General features: G+C 63.9%; 15 protein-coding genes. 12 read left to right on the top strand and 3 right to left on the bottom strand.

The features are described from left to right. The first annotated feature begins 97 nt into the window (after positions 1-97). The 6 genes from ACIQUG_RS31075 (at position 98) to ACIQUG_RS31050 (ending at position 6,822) form a co-directional block, all read left to right on the top strand. On the top strand, positions 98-706 hold the full coding sequence (locus tag ACIQUG_RS31075; RefSeq protein WP_043612005.1) for a hypothetical protein: 609 nt from the start codon (positions 98-100) through the stop codon (positions 704-706). Positions 707-769: 63 nt separating this feature from the next. Beyond that, a complete protein-coding gene (locus ACIQUG_RS31070; protein ID WP_043612003.1) occupies positions 770-1,411 on the top strand; it encodes a hypothetical protein in 642 nt (213 codons plus the stop codon). A gap of 242 nt (positions 1,412-1,653) precedes the next feature. Continuing rightward, complete coding sequence (locus tag ACIQUG_RS31065; protein ID WP_402326098.1) at positions 1,654-2,193, top strand: papain-like cysteine protease family protein; 540 nt, start codon at positions 1,654-1,656, stop codon at positions 2,191-2,193. Between the two features lie 303 nt (positions 2,194-2,496). Continuing rightward, on the top strand, positions 2,497-3,012 hold the full coding sequence (locus ACIQUG_RS31060) for a sigma-70 family RNA polymerase sigma factor (RefSeq protein WP_402326097.1): 516 nt from the start codon (positions 2,497-2,499) through the stop codon (positions 3,010-3,012). Then, the gene (locus tag ACIQUG_RS31055) at positions 3,005-4,003 is read left to right on the top strand and encodes a FecR family protein (protein ID WP_402326096.1); all 999 of its coding nucleotides are present in this window, start codon (positions 3,005-3,007) and stop codon (positions 4,001-4,003) included. Before ACIQUG_RS31060 ends, ACIQUG_RS31055 begins: the two co-directional genes overlap by 8 nt. A 125-nt stretch (positions 4,004-4,128) precedes the next feature. After that, the gene (locus ACIQUG_RS31050) at positions 4,129-6,822 is read left to right on the top strand and encodes a TonB-dependent receptor domain-containing protein (protein ID WP_402326095.1); all 2,694 of its coding nucleotides are present in this window, start codon (positions 4,129-4,131) and stop codon (positions 6,820-6,822) included. A gap of 55 nt (positions 6,823-6,877) precedes the next feature. Here ACIQUG_RS31050 and ACIQUG_RS31045 read toward each other — a convergent pair whose 3' ends face one another. Beyond that, positions 6,878-8,335: an MDR family MFS transporter gene (locus ACIQUG_RS31045; RefSeq protein WP_402326094.1), complete on the bottom strand. Its 1,458-nt coding sequence runs from the start codon at positions 8,333-8,335 to the stop codon at positions 6,878-6,880. Positions 8,336-8,589: 254 nt separating this feature from the next. On the opposite strand from ACIQUG_RS31045, the gene ACIQUG_RS31040 reads away from it, so the two are divergent. Both ACIQUG_RS31040 and ACIQUG_RS31035 read left to right on the top strand, forming a co-directional pair. Further along, positions 8,590-8,844 (top strand): type II toxin-antitoxin system ParD family antitoxin, encoded by a 255-nt coding sequence (locus tag ACIQUG_RS31040; protein WP_043612157.1) that lies wholly within the window; start codon positions 8,590-8,592, stop codon positions 8,842-8,844. Then, on the top strand, positions 8,844-9,137 hold the full coding sequence (locus ACIQUG_RS31035; RefSeq protein ID WP_402326092.1) for a type II toxin-antitoxin system RelE/ParE family toxin: 294 nt from the start codon (positions 8,844-8,846) through the stop codon (positions 9,135-9,137). The genes ACIQUG_RS31040 and ACIQUG_RS31035 overlap by 1 nt, the downstream gene beginning before the upstream one ends. 86 nt (positions 9,138-9,223) lie before the next feature. Here the strand turns inward: ACIQUG_RS31035 and ACIQUG_RS31030 are convergent, their stop codons facing one another. Beyond that, positions 9,224-10,663 (bottom strand): NAD-dependent succinate-semialdehyde dehydrogenase, encoded by a 1,440-nt coding sequence (locus ACIQUG_RS31030; RefSeq protein WP_402326091.1) that lies wholly within the window; start codon positions 10,661-10,663, stop codon positions 9,224-9,226. A 226-nt stretch (positions 10,664-10,889) separates the two neighbouring features. After that, positions 10,890-11,828 carry a LysR family transcriptional regulator gene (locus ACIQUG_RS31025; RefSeq protein WP_402326090.1) on the bottom strand — a complete coding sequence of 313 codons (939 nt, stop codon included), beginning with the start codon at positions 11,826-11,828 and terminating at the stop codon, positions 10,890-10,892. Between the two features lie 344 nt (positions 11,829-12,172). On the opposite strand from ACIQUG_RS31025, the gene ACIQUG_RS31020 reads away from it, so the two are divergent. From ACIQUG_RS31020 to ACIQUG_RS31005, 4 genes are all read left to right on the top strand, one after another. Then, on the top strand, positions 12,173-12,688 hold the full coding sequence (locus tag ACIQUG_RS31020) for an SgcJ/EcaC family oxidoreductase (RefSeq protein WP_402326089.1): 516 nt from the start codon (positions 12,173-12,175) through the stop codon (positions 12,686-12,688). Continuing rightward, positions 12,681-13,154, top strand: a complete 474-nt coding sequence (locus tag ACIQUG_RS31015) for an SRPBCC family protein (protein ID WP_402326087.1) — start codon at positions 12,681-12,683, stop codon at positions 13,152-13,154. Before ACIQUG_RS31020 ends, ACIQUG_RS31015 begins: the two co-directional genes overlap by 8 nt. Positions 13,155-13,341: 187 nt before the next feature. Next, positions 13,342-14,520, top strand: a complete 1,179-nt coding sequence (locus ACIQUG_RS31010; RefSeq protein ID WP_402326086.1) for an efflux RND transporter periplasmic adaptor subunit — start codon at positions 13,342-13,344, stop codon at positions 14,518-14,520. Between the two features lie 29 nt (positions 14,521-14,549). Further along, the gene (locus ACIQUG_RS31005) at positions 14,550-17,723 is read left to right on the top strand and encodes an efflux RND transporter permease subunit (RefSeq protein ID WP_402326084.1); all 3,174 of its coding nucleotides are present in this window, start codon (positions 14,550-14,552) and stop codon (positions 17,721-17,723) included. Positions 17,724-17,730 lie beyond the last annotated feature (7 nt).

The raw sequence follows: 17,730 nt of genomic DNA, 5'->3' as shown, positions 1-17,730 counted from the left end.
GGGCAGCGAGGGGCTGGTCGGCGCCGCTTCAGCCCCGGAGGCGGTGCCGGCCACCATGTGATCCCGGGCGCAATTCCAGAAACGAAAGGTAACACCGATGACGTCATACTCTTTGACTTGCGTGAACAACTCGCAGCTGACCGGTAGCTTCGCCGTCTTTCAGAAAGCGCCGCCGACGACGACCCCCGGCAACGTGTTCTCACTCGCCTGGTTCGCCCGTCCGACCGCGCCGGGAAGCCGCGTGACCTTTACCTGGGGTCTCGACTACAGCTTCGTCTGGTCGGAGACCGGCGTGCTGCAGCCGGGCATCAACTTCTCGGCGACGCAGGTGCGCTCGGCAGATCCCAACGGCCAGAACCTGATCCAGCTGACCCAGGACTCGGCCGGTGCGACGACCTTCGTCAATCCGAGCGTCAACGGCGCTCTCGGCTCGCTGACGATCCAGCAGCTTTCGAACGTCGCGCCCAACCGCACCTCCGTCGGTATCGGCATGGCGGGTTCCGGGACCTTCGCGGTCCAGGCGGCGCCGAACATGACGGCGGTTTTCTCGCCGCATCCCAACTACTGGGTGATCTTCGGCAACTATGAGACCGGCGATGTCATCGACATCGAAGACGTCACCGGCGCGGTCGAAGTCACCTATGGCGGTGCCCTGACGTCGCGCACGGCGCTGCTCGGTCTCGACAACCTGATCTCGGTTTCGTGACGCCGCGGGCGGCGGCTGAAACCAGCCGCCGCCTCTTCCTCTCACCGCTCAGGGAGACCCGATATGTCCGAGTATAGGCTTACCTGCGTCAACAATTCGAGTTTGCATGGCAGCTTCGCGCTCTACCAGGTTCCGCCGTCCGCCCCCGGTCCGACGGGGCCGGCATGCCTGGCGTGGCTTGCGCGTCCGGCGGCACCCGGCACCCAGGTGCGCTTCTCCTGGTCGACCGAAGTCGGCTTCATCTGGGGCGAACGCGGGACCTTTGGCGGACGCACGACCTTTACCGCCTACCAGTATGTCGCTGCGGACCCCGAGCGCGAAAACCTCATCGACTTCGGGTCCGACAGTTTTGGTGCCCCGACCTTCCAGAACCTGAGAACGGGGGGTGCGCAGGGCGCACTCACGATCCGCCAGCTCAATGCGACCTTCGACTTTCCGATTCACCTCGGCATCGCGCTTGGAAAGTCGCCCATCTACACCGTGGATTTCAACGTCAATGTTCTCGGTGCCTTCATCCCTCACCGAAACCGCTGCTGGGTCGTGTTCGGCAGCTATACCGCCGGAGAGGCGATCGATGCCGAGGCCCAGACCAATGTTCAGGTCGTCGACTTCAACCCGTCTTCGCCGGCGCAACGCGTCGAGTTGAGCCCGGAAAACATCCTGCGATGCACGTCTGCGCCAAGCGCCGATGCGCCTTTCGGCTGACCGCAGGCTCAAGCCTCGCATGACTGTTCCCCTTCCTGACGAAAGGAAGCCAGCATGGAAACGACCAGACCAACCATGGGCCGCCGAGCCCGCATGCTTGCCGCATGCCGAGGGCGCCCACCGCCGCAAATGCCGTGAGCCGCCTGTCAATGCACTGCTCGACCCAGCAGTTGCGGAATTTTCCGCCCCTGTCAGATCGAGGCCGCATCTTCATCGCCAATGTCTTCTAGAAGGAGTTCGAAATGACCACAGTTCTCCATCCGCCGCCACTCGTTCCGCAAGGTTCGGCTGCATGGTGCTTTGCCGCTGCCGAGGCGATGGTTCGCAGTTTTCGCAACCTGCCCGCCGTGTCACAATACGACATTGCCCGTCGGAGCACCTTCGCGCTGGCTTCGCTCGACCCCGCGGTCCAGGAGCGCCTGCAAATTGCCCAGGCGCTCGACCTCTCCACCGACCAACTGGAAAATGACGGCGCCAATCGGAATAGCCAGGTCGTGCAATTGGTCAGGACCCAATGGAACGCTTTCGACAACGCGACGACCGGCGGTCATTTCCTCAATGTGGTCCTGACCGCTCAGGCCGTCAAAACCGAGATCGATAACAACCGCATCTTCGTGATCGGCAACGCCTATCACTATTATGTCGTCTACGGCTACGAGAACGACGGCAACACACTGCTGCTGCGCGATCCCTGGCCGGAAGGGGTGGGCGGATTGACACCGCAAATGTCGCTCGCAAACTTCCTGCAACTCCCCGGACGTGTCGCGATCCTGTTTGGATAAACGCTTGAGCGCCGGCGTCGGATTGCCCGGTTTCTCCGCGCATCCGGTGCCGGCGATCATGAAGGCGACCGTGCTTGTTATTCGCGGACGGTCCGGGTTCGTGCCGTGCCTTGAGCCGGTTTGATCTGCAAAATCTGCAGCCATTTTACCCAAGGCGCTTGCTGGGTGATTAAACATGAGTATAAAAGACAAGTATTAGCCTGCGGCATCAATCAAGCCGCAGGATCCCCCGCGAAGTTTGCGCCATGCCCGTCGAAATCCACTCCCAAGACCGCCGCGTCGCGCTTCGCTAGGAAGGGCAGCATGGTGGCAAGTTCTCTCAATCACTGGCTCGGCCTGCTCTTCAAGCGCCATCACAAGGAGGTGGTGCGCTACGCCTCGCGCCTGATCGGCAATCGGGACGACGGTGAGGAAGTGGTTCAGAACGCCTATCTGCGCATGGTGAGGGTCGACCGCCGCAGCGTCGAGCATCCGCGTTCCTACCTGTTCAAGGCAGCCCGAAATGCGGCCATCGACTTTCGCATCAAGCTGGAGCGGGAGTGGTCGCGCCGGGTCGAACTGGACCAGGCAGACCGCCTGTCGTCGTCGGACGACTTTGCGCTGCGGCTGGAATTTCGCGACAAGGTCGCAGCCCTTTCCGTTCTCTTGAACGAACTGCCGATCGCCTGCCGGACGGCTTTTATCATGAACAAGGTCGAGGGCCATTCGCATCGGGAAATAGCCGAAACACTTGGCATCTCGGTCAGCATGGTCGAAAAGCACATGCTGCGTGCGCTGTGCCATTGCCGCGACGTGCGGCGCGAGATGGACCATGTCTGACAGGGCGATGAAACCCGCATCGGCGGCAACGCATTGTCCAGCGAAAGACATCTCCGACGCGGCGCTCGGCTGGGTCGTCCGGCTCCATTCCGGTGAGGCGACCTTAGACGACCAGCGCGCCTATGAGGCGTGGCGTGGACAAAGCGTGGTGCACGAGGCGGCAGCGGTGGAAGCGGAAGCCTTGTGGGACGATGCGGCACATCTGCGCCGCGATCGCCGCACCGGCCTCATCTATCCCGGCCGCGACACCGCGCTCCTTTCACGCCGCCGCCTTCTGACCGGCGCGGTCGGCATCGCTGTCCTGGGCGGTGGGCTTGCCGCTTCGCGCCCCTGGCTGCGCATCCTCGGCTCCGATTACGCGACAGCCACGGCAGAGACCCGTTCGATCGGCCTGCCTGACGGGTCACGGGTGATCCTCAACGCGCGCACGGCCATGGATGTGGATTTCGACGAGCAGGCCCGCCGGGTGGTTCTGAAGGAAGGCCAGGCATTTTTCGACGTGGTGGCGGACGCGCGGCCGTTTCAGGTTGCCTCAGGTGAAACCATCGTCACGGCCCTTGGAACCGCTTTCGATGTGGACGCCAATGCCGCCGATGGTTCGCTCGGCATTGGCGTGACCCGTCATTCCGTTCGCGTATCGCCAATGGCTGGCGGTGACCTCATGGGCGTTACGCTCGCCGAAGGGGAGCGTGTGTCGGTCGGTGGTGACGGCGCCATCGGCAGCCCTGTCGTGCAGGATCCGGCCATCGCGCTCGCATGGCAGTCCGGCATGTATGTCGCCGAAAACCGCAGGCTCGGCGACGTTGTCGCGGCCCTCAGCCGCTATCACGGCGGCTGGATCGTCTTCAGTCACGACCGCTTGAAATCGACGCTGGTCAGCGCCGTTTTGGACTTGAGAACGCCGGACGCCTCGCTTGCAGCGCTTGCGTCCGGCCTGCCGATCCGGGTCACACGCATGACCCGCTTCGTGACGCTGATCTCGGCGGTCTAGCCGGTTTCATTTTTTTTCGAACGCCGTTGCGGATTTTTGAGTGGCGCATCGTCTCGGCTTTTGAGGGATGTGTCCTGCCAGCAGGAATACCGGTCCCTCGCTCAAAGCATGGGAATAGGGATCAGATGTCCAGACAAACGGGGCGAAACAAACTTCTCGGCGCGGTCGTGGTCGCAACCACGGCGGTCGGTTCACTTCAAACGGCAGTGCCGGCTCTGGCACAACAGGAGCGGTCGGCCCGTTCCGGTGCCATCACTTTCGACATTCCGGCGCAATCCCTGACCGCGGCGCTTACGGCATTTGCGCGGCAGTCGGGGATGAAACTCGCCTATTCGGCATCGCTGACCCAGGGGAAATCCGCGCCTGCGGTCAGCGGGCCGATCGCCCCGACCGAGGCGCTGTCGCAGCTTTTGTCCGGCACCGGCCTCTCCTATAGCCTGAGCGGCGGGACCGTCACGATTACCGAGCGCGTTTCCGGTGCGCACGCGGTCGGTGCTGCCGACGGCGCAACGATGCTTGCGCCGATCGTTGCCGGCGGCGGCATCATCAATCCGGTCGATGCGCCCTACGAAACGGCTGCGCCGACCGCCTACATCTCGGAAGAAAACATCGACCGCTTCCGCGGCTCGAGCCCGGCAGACATTTTCCGCGGCACGCCGGGCGTGCTCTCCGGCGAAGCGCGCAACGGCGCGGGCGCCGTCGACGTCAACATCCGCGGCATGCAGGGCATGGGGCGTGTCGCCGTCACCGTCGACGGCGCCAGCAATTCGGCCACGGTCTACCAGGGTTATCAGGGTATCTCCAACCGGACCTTCGTCGATCCGGATTTTCTGGGCGGCGTCGATATCACCAAGGGCTCCGACGTTGCATCGAGCGGCATCGCCGGTACGGTGGCGATGCGCACGCTGGACGCCGGCGACATCGTGAAGGAGGGGCGGACATTCGGTCTCCGGGTCAAGGGCGGGTTTGGCACCAACACCTCCACCCCACCGCCGGCCGGCACCACCGCCGGCTATGCCTGGCCCGGGGGCACCTGGGCGCCGCCGGTGGCTACGGCAAAGAGCGACGGAATGGACCGCCCCTCGTTCTTCGATCCGACCAGCGCCTCGGGCAGCATCGTCGGCGCGATGCAGGAGGAAAACGTCGACCTCCTTGCCGGCTACGCCTATCGCCGCCAGGGCAACTATCATGCCGGCAGCAACGGACCTTCGGCAGTGCCAGTGAGCATGGGGCCGCGACCATTCTGCTATGAAAGCGGCGTATGCCTGCCGCCGGCCCGGGGCTGGAAGGACTACATCGAGAACATCGGCATCGCCAACTACCGGGCCGGCGAGGAGGTGTTGAACACCCAGCTCCAGACAAAGTCCTATCTCGCCAAGGGCACTGTCCGTTTCGAGGACGGTCACAGTTTGCAGTTCGGCTACAACGGGTTTCGCAGCGAGGCCGGCGACCTCCTGGCGTCGCGCCTGACCTCGGACCGGGGCCAGGCCATACAGCAGGGCCAGACCGCCGGAACGAAGGTCGATGCCGGCACGCTTCGCTATGGCTGGAAGCCTGACGACAATGACCTGATCGATCTCAAGGCCAATCTCTGGGCTACGCGGCTGGAACTGCGCAATCCCCGGCGGAGCGGCGTGCTCTATCCGCAGCCCGGAGATTTCGGCCTGCCGGCCGATTTCCGCACCGGCTCCGATACCTTCATGTGGGGCGCCGATGTTGCAAACACGTCGGCCTTGACGACCGACTACGGCCCGCTCGACCTGACCTACGGCCTGTCGTTCCTGAGCGAGGATACGCGACCGAGCAAGTTCACGCCGGAACTTGAGACATGGCTCGACCTTCGCGACGGCACGCGGCAGGAGGCGGCCGCCTTCGCCAAGGCCGCCTGGAAAGCCACCGATTGGCTGACGATCAATGGTGGCCTGCGCTACCAGCACTACTGGACAGAGGATCGAAACGCCCCGGAACAGGTCCGCCCTGGCTACACCTACGACACGGCGCTCAGCGAAGGCGGCTTCAGCCCGTCGGTGGGCGTGACGCTGGAGCCCTTCGACGGCACGCAGTTTTATGTGAACTACTCGAACGCGCTGCGCTCGCCGAGCATCTTCGAGGGTGTTTCGGCCTTCACCATGAACGTCAATTCCAACCTGCGCCCGGAACGGTCGAGCAACTGGGAGGTGGGCACCAATCTCAGGCGTGACGGCGTGTTTTCTGCCGACGACCAGGCGATGATGAAGCTCGGCTTCTTCGACTGGAATGTCGACAACTACATCTCGCGCGAATGGTATACCGATCCGCGCGGTATCTCCGGCATGCGCATCCACAACATCGCCGGAGCGCATTTCCAGGGCATAGAACTGTCCGGTCGCTATGAACGCGGCGGCTTTACCGCCGAACTTGCCGCCAACTACTACACCGATGTCGAGTTTTGCCGGACGGCGACCACCTGCGGAAACAAGTCGCTCTATGCCGATTACGCCACCAACCAGGTGCCGCCGGAATACACGGTCGCGTTGACGCTGTCGCAGACGTTCCTCGACGACGCCTTGACAGTCGGCGGGCGGATTTCGCGCACCGGATCGCGCGCGATCGGCCATGGCGACGTGACCGCCCAGGGCGCTTCGCAGTTCATCTCGCTGATTAACTGGAAGCCCTATACCTTGGTGGACGCGTTCGCAGAATACCGGATCAACGAGAGCCTGACGGCGAGCTTCCGCATCGAGAACCTGACCGACGCCTATTATGTCGATCCCTTGAGCCTGGTGCAGCAGCCAGGCCCGGGACGTACCTTCTACGCGTCGCTGAAGGCGGAGTTCTAAGCCCGCGATCCGATTGATGGCCGCGCCGGGACAGGTGCGGCCATCAGCGGTGCTGCTACTCGACCGCAGCGGCCACCGCGGTCTCGTCGCGACCGCGCAACGGCTTTTCCGGCATGAGATGAAAAAGCGCGAGCGCTGCCGCCATCGCTGCAGCGCTCGCGATGAAGATATAGGTGAAGGGCACGGCCGACGTAACCGTCGCGCCGAGCGCTTCCACCCCTTCGCCAGCGAGCGGCAGGCCGTTGCCAAGGGCGATCGCGCCGAAGGCCGCAACGCCAAGGGCGCCGCCGAGCGATCGCAGGAAGGTCAGGACCCCGGTCGCGACGCCAAGATGCGTCTGGTCGACGGAATTCTGGACCGAAATCGTCGCCACCGGGAAAGTCATGCCCGAGCCGAAACCTGCGGCGAATGTCAGGAGTTCAAGGACGACGAGCGAGGTCCGGCCGGCGAGAGCAGCAAGGGCCGCCAGGCAAAGGAAGGCAAGCGCGCCGCCGATCAGCGCGATCCTCTTATAGTGGACGATGCGCGGTATCGTCCGCCCGCTGGTTGTCGCTCCACAAACCGTTCCAAGCAGCAGGCCGAGCATCACCACACCCGAACTGCTGGCCGACAGGCCGTGGAACGTCTGCGCGTAGACGGGGATATAGACCGAGAGCCCGACATTGGCGCCCTGCGCCAGGAACATGGCGAGCGTTCCGTAGCGGACGATGGGATTGGCAAGCACTTCCAGCGAGATCAGCGGTTCGCTTGCCCTGCGCAGCCGCAGCGCAAACGTGACCCAGAGGACGACGGAAGCGCCGAGCAGGCCGAGTATGACGGCGGAGAGCCATGGATAGCGGCTGCCGCCCCAGTTGAGCGCAAGCAGTAAAAGCGACGTCGCAGCGACGAGCAGTAGGGCTCCGGCCCCGTCGATCCGGTGTGCGCGGGCGACGGTTGGCAGCTTCCTCAGCGGCTTGTTGATGATCGCCATCGCCACCAGCCCCAGCGGGATGTTGATCCAGAAGATCAGCGACCAGTGCAAATGCTCGGCGAAGGTGCCGCCCAGGAGTGGACCGGCGATGCTCGCGACTGCCCAGGTTCCCGATATCCAGGCGGCGTAACGCGCCCGTTCGCGGGGCGGTACGAGGTCGCCGATGACGGTCTGCGCCAGTGCGAACAGGCCGCCACCACCCAGGCCCTGAACGGCGCGGCCGACGATCAGCGTCAGCATGTTGGGCGCCAGCGCGCTAATTAGTGATCCCGCAAGGAAAATGATGATGGCCGCAAAGATCGTCGGCCGTCGTCCGTAGATATCGGAGATCTTGCCGTAAAGCGGGGCCATGGCTGTCGCGGTCAGCAGGTAGCCGGTCACCACCCATGGCAGGTAGTCGGCGTGTCCCAGAGCCTTGCCGATGGTCGGCATCGCCGGCGCCACGATCGTCTGGTCGAGTGCCGCCAGAAGCATGGAGAGAAGAACGCCGCCGATGATGATGTTCTTTTCCGGTTCGGAAAGGGCGGGGGCCGTCGCGGCCATTCCATTTCGTTGAGACGTCTCGGTCATTCACGCAAGTCCGATGCAATCAGTCGTTTAATGTGTCGTGACGGTATTCAGAGAGGTTGGCACCTCGATAGTCAACCGTCGTGACGATCGGGTAGGCCCTGAGAACCGCGTTCGGCCGGCGGTATCGCGGTGTCGGAGGAGTTCCGCGCGACGTCACGGAAGGCAGGTTCCTGGTTTGACAAACTTTGCCAAATTATGTCATTCTTCCAGCAGCAATGGAGGCCGACATGGCGACGATGAACGTATCCCTGCCTGATCCGATGAAGGACTGGGTGGAAGCGCAGGCACGCACGGGTCGTTATGCCAATGCCAGCGACTATGTGCGCGACCTCATCCGTAGGGACCAGGAGCGCAACGACAAGGTTGCGGCAATGCAGCGCTTTGTCGACGACGGCCTTAACAGCGGCGTCGGATCGCGCTCCAAGGATGCGCTCTTTTCTGCGGCGCTGGCGCGCGCTGAGGCGCCGCGCGACCGCAAGTAATGGCATTTCGACTTTCCGTCGCGGCGGAAGAAGACGTCATCGCAATCGCCGCGGATGGCGTGCGCCTTTTTGGTTCCGCCCAGGCGAGGCGGTATCACGATGAACTTTTCGACCTCTTCGCCCTCATCGCGGTCAACCCGCGCATGGCGCGCGAGCGCACGGAGCTGTCACCGCCGATGCGCATCCACCCGTTCAAGGCACATCTGGTCGTCTACAGGATCGATGCGGATGGTGACATTCTCGTTGTTCGCGTCCGTCACGGGCATGAAGACTGGATCAGCAACGCGTTGTAACCTACGCATGATAGGACAAGGGACGGCGCATCGGCGCCGTCCCTTTTTGCTTTATCGAGCGAGTGGATCTTTCGCCGACCGCGGCGTCAGACGCTCTTTCGCGTGACGAAGCGTGTTTCGAGATAGGCCTCGATCGCCTCCGAGCCGCCCTCTGTACCGTAGCCGGAATCCTTGATGCCGCCGAAGGGGACTTCGGGGAGCGCCAGGCCCAGATGGTTGATCGAGATCATTCCGCTTTCGACCTCGCTTGCCAGACGATGGGCGCTGCGCTCCGATCCGGTGAAGGCATAGGCGGCAAGACCGAAGGGCAGGCGATTGGCCTCGTTGATCGCCTCATCGAGATCATGGAAGCGATTGATGATCGAGACCGGGCCGAACGGCTCGTCATTCATGATCCGGGCGGAAAGCGGCACGTCGGCGAGAACCGTCGGCTCGAAGAAGTAGCCGCGGTTGCCGATGCGATGGCCGCCGGTTGCCAGACGAGCGCCATGCTCGACGGCGTCGGCGACCAGGCTTTCGATCGCCGGGATGCGCCGCTCGTTGGCAAGCGGCCCCATGTCGATACCGTCTTCGAGACCGTTGCCAACCTTGATCTTTTTCGAGGCGGCGACGAAGCCGTCGAGGAACTGATCCGCCACGCGCTCCTGCACGAGGAAGCGGGTCGGCGACACGCAAACCTGGCCGGCATTGCGGTATTTGCTGGCGGACATGATGGCGACGGCGCGCTCGACATCGGCGTCATCGGTGACGATGACGGGCGCATGCCCGCCAAGTTCCATCGTCGCGCGCTTCATGTGCTGGCCGGCAAGGGCCGCCAGCATCTTGCCGACCGGCGTCGAGCCGGTAAACGACATCTTGCGGATCACCGGATGGGAGATCAGGTATTCCGAGATGACGGCCGGCACGCCGTAGACGAGGTTGACGACGCCTGCGGGAAGCCCGGCATCGACGAAGCAGCGGATGAGTTCGGCAGGCGACGCCGGTGTTTCCTCGGGCGCCTTGACGATGATCGAGCAGCCGGTGGTCAACGCTGCCGAAAGCTTGCGCACCACCTGGTTGATCGGGAAGTTCCAAGGCGTGAAGGCGGCAACCGGACCGACCGGCAGCTTGACCGTCATCTGGGTGACGTCCGGCGCGCGCGGCGGAATGATCTGGCCGTAGGCGCGTTTTCCTTCCTCGGCGAACCACTCGATGATGTCGGCGGCGCCAAGGATCTCGCCTTTCGACTGGGCAAGCGGCTTGCCTTGCTCGCGGGTCATCAGCCAGGCGATGTCACCGGCCCGTTGGCGCAGCAGGGCGGCTGCCGACCGCATCACCTGGGCGCGGTCGAAGGCGGACGTAGCCCGCCATGTCTTGAAGCCCTTCTCGGCCGCCGCAAGCGCCTCATCCAGGTCTTCCACTTCGGCCCAGGCCACCTGGCCGATCGCTTCCTCGCTGGCCGGGTCGATGACGGGAATGGTCTTGCCGGATCGCGCCGGCCGCCAGGCGCCGTCGATATGAAGCAGGATGTCTGGATAGTGAGCCATGGGAAACCCTTTACTGAATGAAATTCGTCGCTTTGCGCGCGACGCGATAAGATCAGGTCGATGGGGAACAAGCCGCCCGGCCAGGCGACCATGAGATCTGGAGATGGGGACGTGGCTGCCCCGTTGCAAGGCGGCAGCCCTGTTCGGGGGGAACTGAAGACGCTCCACTCGCAGACGTCAACCCCCTGGATGCCTTCTCGCTCTCGCCGGAGTATTGCTGTCCCAATCAGGGGAGCGCCGATGTGGCCTGCCGCTGACCGCGAAAGTGCGCAAGCATGAGCCCGCACAGGCTTTCCATAGCGGGGCCGCAGACCCGATCGATCCGGCGGATCGTGTAGAAGGGGAGGAGCGGACCGGGAAGACCGTTACGGGCCGCAAGCGGCACCTCGCAGAGCCGCCCTTCGCCAAGATCTGCCGCGATCAGCCACAGGGGCAGATGACCCCACCCGGCCCCGGCAAGAATGAGCGCGTGTTTGGTCGCAAGGTCGCTGACCCTCAACGTTTGCTGCGAGAACACCGCGTAGCTCACCGCCTGCGTATCGGCTGCGGGATCGGCAACGACGATCTGCAGATGGTCGGCAAGATCGACCGCCGTCAGGCCGGCGGAGCCGTCGCGGGGGCCGGCGAGGGGATGACCGCCGGCGCAGACCGGCACCATGCCCGGAAAAGCGGCGACGGCCTCGCTGGCGATATGTGCGTCCGTTTCCTGCGCGGCCGTCAGGCCAAGGTCGCAGTCGCCGTCAAGCACCAGGCTCAACGCCATGGTCATTGGCGCTGTCACGAGTTCCACCCGCACGCCGGCATGGGCGCGGGTGAAATTGCTGATCACCCGGGCGATATCCGGCAGTGGAAGCAGCGGGTCGAGCGCTACGCGCAGGGCCGATTCCATGCCCTGATGGAAACCGTTCGCCTTGGCCCGCAGTGCGTCGGCCTTGATCAGCAAGGTCCGGGCCTCTGCAAGCAGCGTCGCTCCGGCCTTCGTCAACTCGGGGCGGTGCTGGGAACGGTCGAACAGCGGCAGGCGCAGTTCCGTTTCGAGGTTGAGGATGGCGCTGCTGAGGCCGGACTGGGCCCGTCCGAGCGCGCGCGCCGCCGCCCGGAACGAGCCGTGGTCGACGACGGCGACGAATATGCGCAATTGGTCGAGCGTCAGCGCATCCAGCATGATCGGCTATCCTGATCAAAGTGATCGATATTCGAGCAATTACATCGATCATCTAAATCGGGCAATGCTCCCCCCACGGGGCAAGGGAGCAAGGGAATGAAACGGCCGATCGTCAATCACACCTCCGGCACGCAGGAGGCGCACGACTGTGATTGCATCACCGTCCGTTCCGACACTCCTCCCGTCCCGTGCAACGTCGATGAAGCCTCTATCGCCGGCCGGCCGCCGGACGAGGTTTTCCTGCTGCTAGGGCCTGGCGCGGATCCGGTATTTCGCACCCACGTTTCCGGATCTGTCGCCCAGGCCCTAGCGGTCGGGGACCGCACCATCGGGAGTACGCCGTGATGCCGCGCTTGCGCCCCATTCCTGCGATCGAACAAGCCGGCGGCGTGTCGCCTCCCGATGCCCGCGATGTCACTGCCGTTCTCGCACTTGTTGCCCGGGTCGAAGAGACCCAATGGCTCCGGGACGTCGACGGCTTCGTCTCATTGCTGGCGCCGGAGGCCGTATGGACGACCGCGTTCGGACGCCGGATCGTCGGCGCACCGGCAATCCACGCCTTCACCGCCGCCGTACTCCCAAGCCTGTTTCGCGATTTTCAGGCGCTCTACGACGTCGAGCGCATCACCTTCCTGCATGAGGATGTCGCCGCGGTGAACGTGCGGCAAATTCCGGTTAATGCCGACGGCAACCGCCGGGCGGGCGAGGACGAAGGACGGCCGCTCTACATTCTTCGACGCCAGGATGACGCCTGGAGGATCATCGTCGCGCAGAACACCACGCATCAGGGCGAAAAGATCGCCGCCCAGCAGCGGGCGGGGGATGAAGCAACCATCAGCGAGACCCAAGCGCATGAATGAAAGATCCGTCCGCCACGCCACCTTCGTCATTCGCCGCAGCTACGCCGCGACCCCGGCGACCGTTTTCCGTGCCTTTGCGGATCCCGCCACAAAACGACGCTGGTTCGTAGAAGGGGAGGGGTGGACGGTCGAGGAATTCTCCGCGTCTTTCGAAGTCGGCGGCCGCGAGCACAGCCGCTTCCGTTTCGGAAACGGCCCGGTCATGCGCAACGACACGATCTATCTCGAGATCGTTGCGAATGAGCGCATCGTCTTTTCCTACACGATGACCGTTGCGGGACGGCGGATTTCGGCGTCTCTCGGCACTCTCGAATTTGCCGCTGAAGGCGAGGGAACACGCCTCAACTACACCGAGCAGGCCGCCTTCCTCGATCGTCTCGACGAGCCGGACGAACGCGAGGTCGGGTTTCGCGAATTGTTTCAGGCGCTTGCCGCCGCAGTCGAGCGCGCACCGCTCGACGCTTGAGGGACCAAGCAAGCGTCACTGCTGAAGCCTTGATCGCCAGACGAGGTGAAAGGCATCCGAAGATGAACAATTTTTAATTGTTTTTCAGGGTGTTGCGCCATTGAAGCGGCCACATTTGGGCCCAGCTTCCGATTGTCGGCACCACCTATTGCCGCGTGCCGACAGCAAGGTCTGCGGAGGCGCGCTGATGGTCAGCCGATCAAGTCTCACCTGTCGTATTGCCGTCGTTCTTCTCTCGATCGCCGCGATCGGGTTCGTGGTGGCGCGCAAGCCCGTGCCGACCGAGGCGAAACTGCCGGCCAACACGGCCGCCAGCGCGAGGCGCGGCGGCGCCGTATCCGTGCAGACGGCGACGGTGACGCTCAAAGACGTTCCTGTGGTCGTCCATGCCCTGGGCAACGTGCAGGCGCCCGACACCGTGGAAGTGGGCGCGCGCATTGCGAGCCAGATCACGGCCATCCACGTCAAGGACGGGCAGATGGTCAAGGCGGGGGACCTGCTGTTTACGCTCGACGACCGCACGATAAAGGCCGGGCTCGCCCGCGACCAGGCGATCGTCGCCAAGGATGCCGCACAGCTTGCCGACGCCAACACGGAACTCGAGCGCGCCAAGACCTTGCGCGACGACAAGACCGGCACGCAGCAAAGCTATGACACCGCTCTCTCGCTGCAACAGGCGGCGCAGGGGAACCTGGACGCTGACCGCGCGACCGTCGATGCCGATCAGGTCGCGCTGAGCCTGACGGAGATCACCGCGCCGATCGGTGGACGCCTAGGTGCCGTGCAGGTCGCGCTTGGCGATCTTGTCGGCCAATCGGGCGCGACATCGAACAATCTCGTGACGATTACGGCGATCGAGCCGATCGACGTTACCTTCCGCCTGCCGGAAGAGCGCCTGCAGACGTTCAAGGATCTGATTGATCGCGGCACGCCCCCGCCGGTTCGCGCGCGGTCAAGCGGCACGCAAACGGTCATCGGCCAAGGCATGCTCGATTTCATCGATTCCGCCGTCGATACCGCCTCCGGCACCATCGCCATGCGCGCGACCTTCCCCAATGCCGCGCAGAAGCTCTGGCCGGGCCAGTTCGTGGATGTCGATATCGACCAGGCACAACTGCATCAGGCGGCTGTTGTGCCGAGCGTTGCGGTCCAGCCGGGACAGGATGGCCCGTTCGTCTTTCAGGTGAAGGACGACAACACGGTCGAAACCCGCGGCGTGTCCGTTCTGGCTGACGACGGCAAGGAGGCTGCGATCGGCACGGGCCTCGCCGCCGGTGACCGGGTCGTCGTCGAAGGGCAGGCGCGGCTGAAGCCGGGAGATGTCGTTGTCGCTGCCAACGCGGCCGGTCAGGCCGCGACGGATTAGGTTTTGTCCATCATTCGGGAGTGCGTGAAATGCCGCTGTCCGAGTTCAGTATCCGTCGTCCGATCGCCACGGTCTTGCTGTCGGTCGCGCTCATCCTTGCCGGCGTTTTCAGCTATCTGGTCCTGCCGATCGCCGCGCTCCCGCGAACGGATTTCCCTGTTATCAACGTTTCTGCCTCGTTGCCCGGCGCCTCGCCTGAGACCATGTCGACGTCGGTCGCCATCCCGCTGATCAAGCAGTTCGCCACCATCGCCGGGATCGACACGATCTCGACGACGAATGCACTCGGCTCGACCTCGATTTCGATCGAGTTCGTGCTCGGGCGCAACATCGATGCCGCCGCCGCCGACGTGCAGGCCGCCATCACCCGGACGCTCAGGTTGCTGCCACAGGACATGCCGGCACCGCCAAGCTACCGGAAGGTCAATCCGGCGGACGCGCCGGTTCTGCTCCTGGCGCTGAAGAGCAGCACCGTGCCGCTCACCGACCTCGACGCCATTGCACAACAGGTGATTTCGCCGACCCTTTCGGTGCTCGACGGGGTGGCGGAAGTGTCCATCTTCGGCAGCCAGCAATATGCCGTACGCATTCAGATGCATCCTGATGCGCTTGCCGCGCGCGGCATTTCCGTCGACCAGCTGAAGACGGCGGTTGCGGCGGCAAACGACAATTCGCCTCTCGGCACCGCGCAGACCAGCGACCGGCAGGCAGCGATCGTTGCGGACACGCAGCGCATGAATGCCGCCAGTTTCGCGGATATCATCGTCAAGAGCGTCGATGGCAAGCCCGTGCGGCTCGGCGATGTCGCGACGGTGATCGATTCCGTTGCCAACAACCAGACGGCAAGCTGGCACGACGGTTCGCGGGCGATCATCCTGGCCATCCAGCGGCAGCCGGATGCCAATACCGTTGAGGTCGTCGACCGGGTGCAGGCGCTGCTGCCGTCGCTCCGCCAGTCGCTTCCGGCCGCCGCCTCGATCGAGACGCTCAGCGACCGGTCCATGTCGATCCGCGGGGCGGTGCACGACGTCCAGTTCACGCTGATCCTCACCGTCGGCCTGGTGATCCTCGTCATCTTCGCCTTCGTTCGCCGCCTCTTGGCGACGCTTATTCCGGCGCTCGCCGTGCCAATCTCGATCATCGCCACCTTCGCGGCGATGTATCCGCTCGGCTTTTCGATCGACAACATCTCGTTGATGGCACTCACGCTTTCCGTCGGGCTGGTGGTGGACGACGCCATCGTCATGCTGGAAAACATCGTGCGGCACATGGAGGAGGACGGCATCGATGCCTTCTCGGCGGCGCTGATCGGTTCGCGCGAGATCGGCTTTACGATCATCGCAATCTCTTTGTCGCTCGTCGCGGTGTTCATTCCCGTGCTGCTGATGGGCGGGGTGATCGGCCGTATTCTCAACGAATTTGCAATCGTCGTCACCGTTGCCATCCTCGCCTCCGCCTTCGTTTCGCTCACGCTCACGCCGATGCTGGCGGCCCGGCTTCCGGCGAGGACGGATGGACAGGAGAAGGTGCGCTGGCTGCAGCGCCTGGATCTCGCCTTCGAGCGAGGCTTCGAGGGGCTGCTGCGCGCCTATGAGCGGTTGCTGTCGCTTTGCATCAACGCGCGCCCACTGGTGCTTCTGCTCTTCCTGTTGACCGTCGTGATCACGGGCTACCAGATCGCGACGATCCCGAAGGGGTTCTTCCCGCAGGAAGACATCGGCCAGTTGCAGGTCACGACCCAGGCGCGCCAGGACATTTCCTTCGCCGCCATGTCGAAGCTCCAGTCCAATGTGGAGGCGGTCTTTGCCAGTTCGCCCTATGTGGCCCATGTCGCAAGCACGATCGGCTCGGGTGGCACGTCGAGCGCGCTCAACTCAGGCCGGCTTTTCGTCGAGCTGAAGCCGAAGAGCGCGCGCCCGCCGCTTGAAACCGTGCTTGCGGATCTGCGCCGCAAGTTGGCGGCGATCCCCGGCATCCAGGCCTTCATGTCGCCGGTCCAGAACCTCTCGGTTGGATCGCGCGCGTCGGCCAGCCAGTACCAGCTGGTGCTCCAGAGCCTTGATCAGCCGCTGATGAATGAATGGGCGCAGAAGCTCCATGACGCCATGAGCGCGGATCGGGCCTTCTTCACCGACGTCAACAGCGACCTCCAGATCAACGCGCCACAAACGCGCCTGGTGGTCGACCTCGACAAGGCGGCAACGCTGGGAGTCGACGCGAGCGAGCTGCGCACCACGCTCTATGGCAGTTTCGGTACCGAGCAGATCTCGACAATCTATACGGCGGGCGACAGCTACGAGGTGATCCTCGAGCTCGATCCCTCGATGCAATGGTCGGCCGACAAGTTCGACGAACTGCGTGTCGGCAGTGCCAATGGCGGCCTTGTTCCGCTCGGGGCCTTCGCCCGTGTCGAGACCGTGTCCGGACCGCTCACCATCAACCAGCTGGGCCAGCTGCCGGCGGTCACGCTTTCCTTCAACCTGCCGGCCAAGGTCGCACTCGGTGACGCCCTCGCGGAGGTCGATCGGCTCAAGGCAGAAATCGGCATGCCGTCCGAGGTGACGACCCGCAATTACGGCACCACCCAGCTGTTTAAAGACGCCGCCGCCAACCAGGGTCTTCTGGTGTTGGCGGTGATCGTCACCATCTACCTCGTGCTCGGCATTCTCTATGAAAGCCTGATCCATCCGCTGACCGTGCTTTCGGGGTTGCCATCAGCCATATCCGGGGCGCTGCTGGCGATCTATTTCGGCGGCTTCGACCTTTCGATCATCGCCATCGTCGGCGTGCTGATGCTGATCGGCATCGTCAAGAAGAACGCTATCATGATGATCGACGTGGCGCTGACGCTGCAGCGCGCCGGTTCGCCGGCCGCTGACGCCATCCACAAAGCTTGCGTGATGCGCTTTCGCCCGATCATGATGACGTCCGTTGCCGCGATCATGAGCACGCTGCCGATTGCGATCGGCAGCGGCGCCAGCGCGGAACTGCGCCAGCCACTCGGCGTCGCCGTCGTCGGCGGCCTGCTGGTGTCGCAGCTTGTGACCCTCTTCGTGACGCCGGTCATCTATCTCTACATGGACGATTTCATGCGGGTCGTTTCCCGCCTGTTTCGCCAAGGGCTGCAGATGACCAGGGGCGAACGGCCGCCTTCGGTCGACGATCAGCCGAGGCAAAGCTTGGGCCCACCCTTTCTGCGGTGATGCGCCC

Source organism: Ensifer sp. NPDC090286 (assembly GCF_044769565.1).
GTDB lineage: Bacteria > Pseudomonadota > Alphaproteobacteria > Rhizobiales > Rhizobiaceae > Ensifer.
This window is presented reverse-complemented; position numbering and strand designations above follow the sequence as displayed.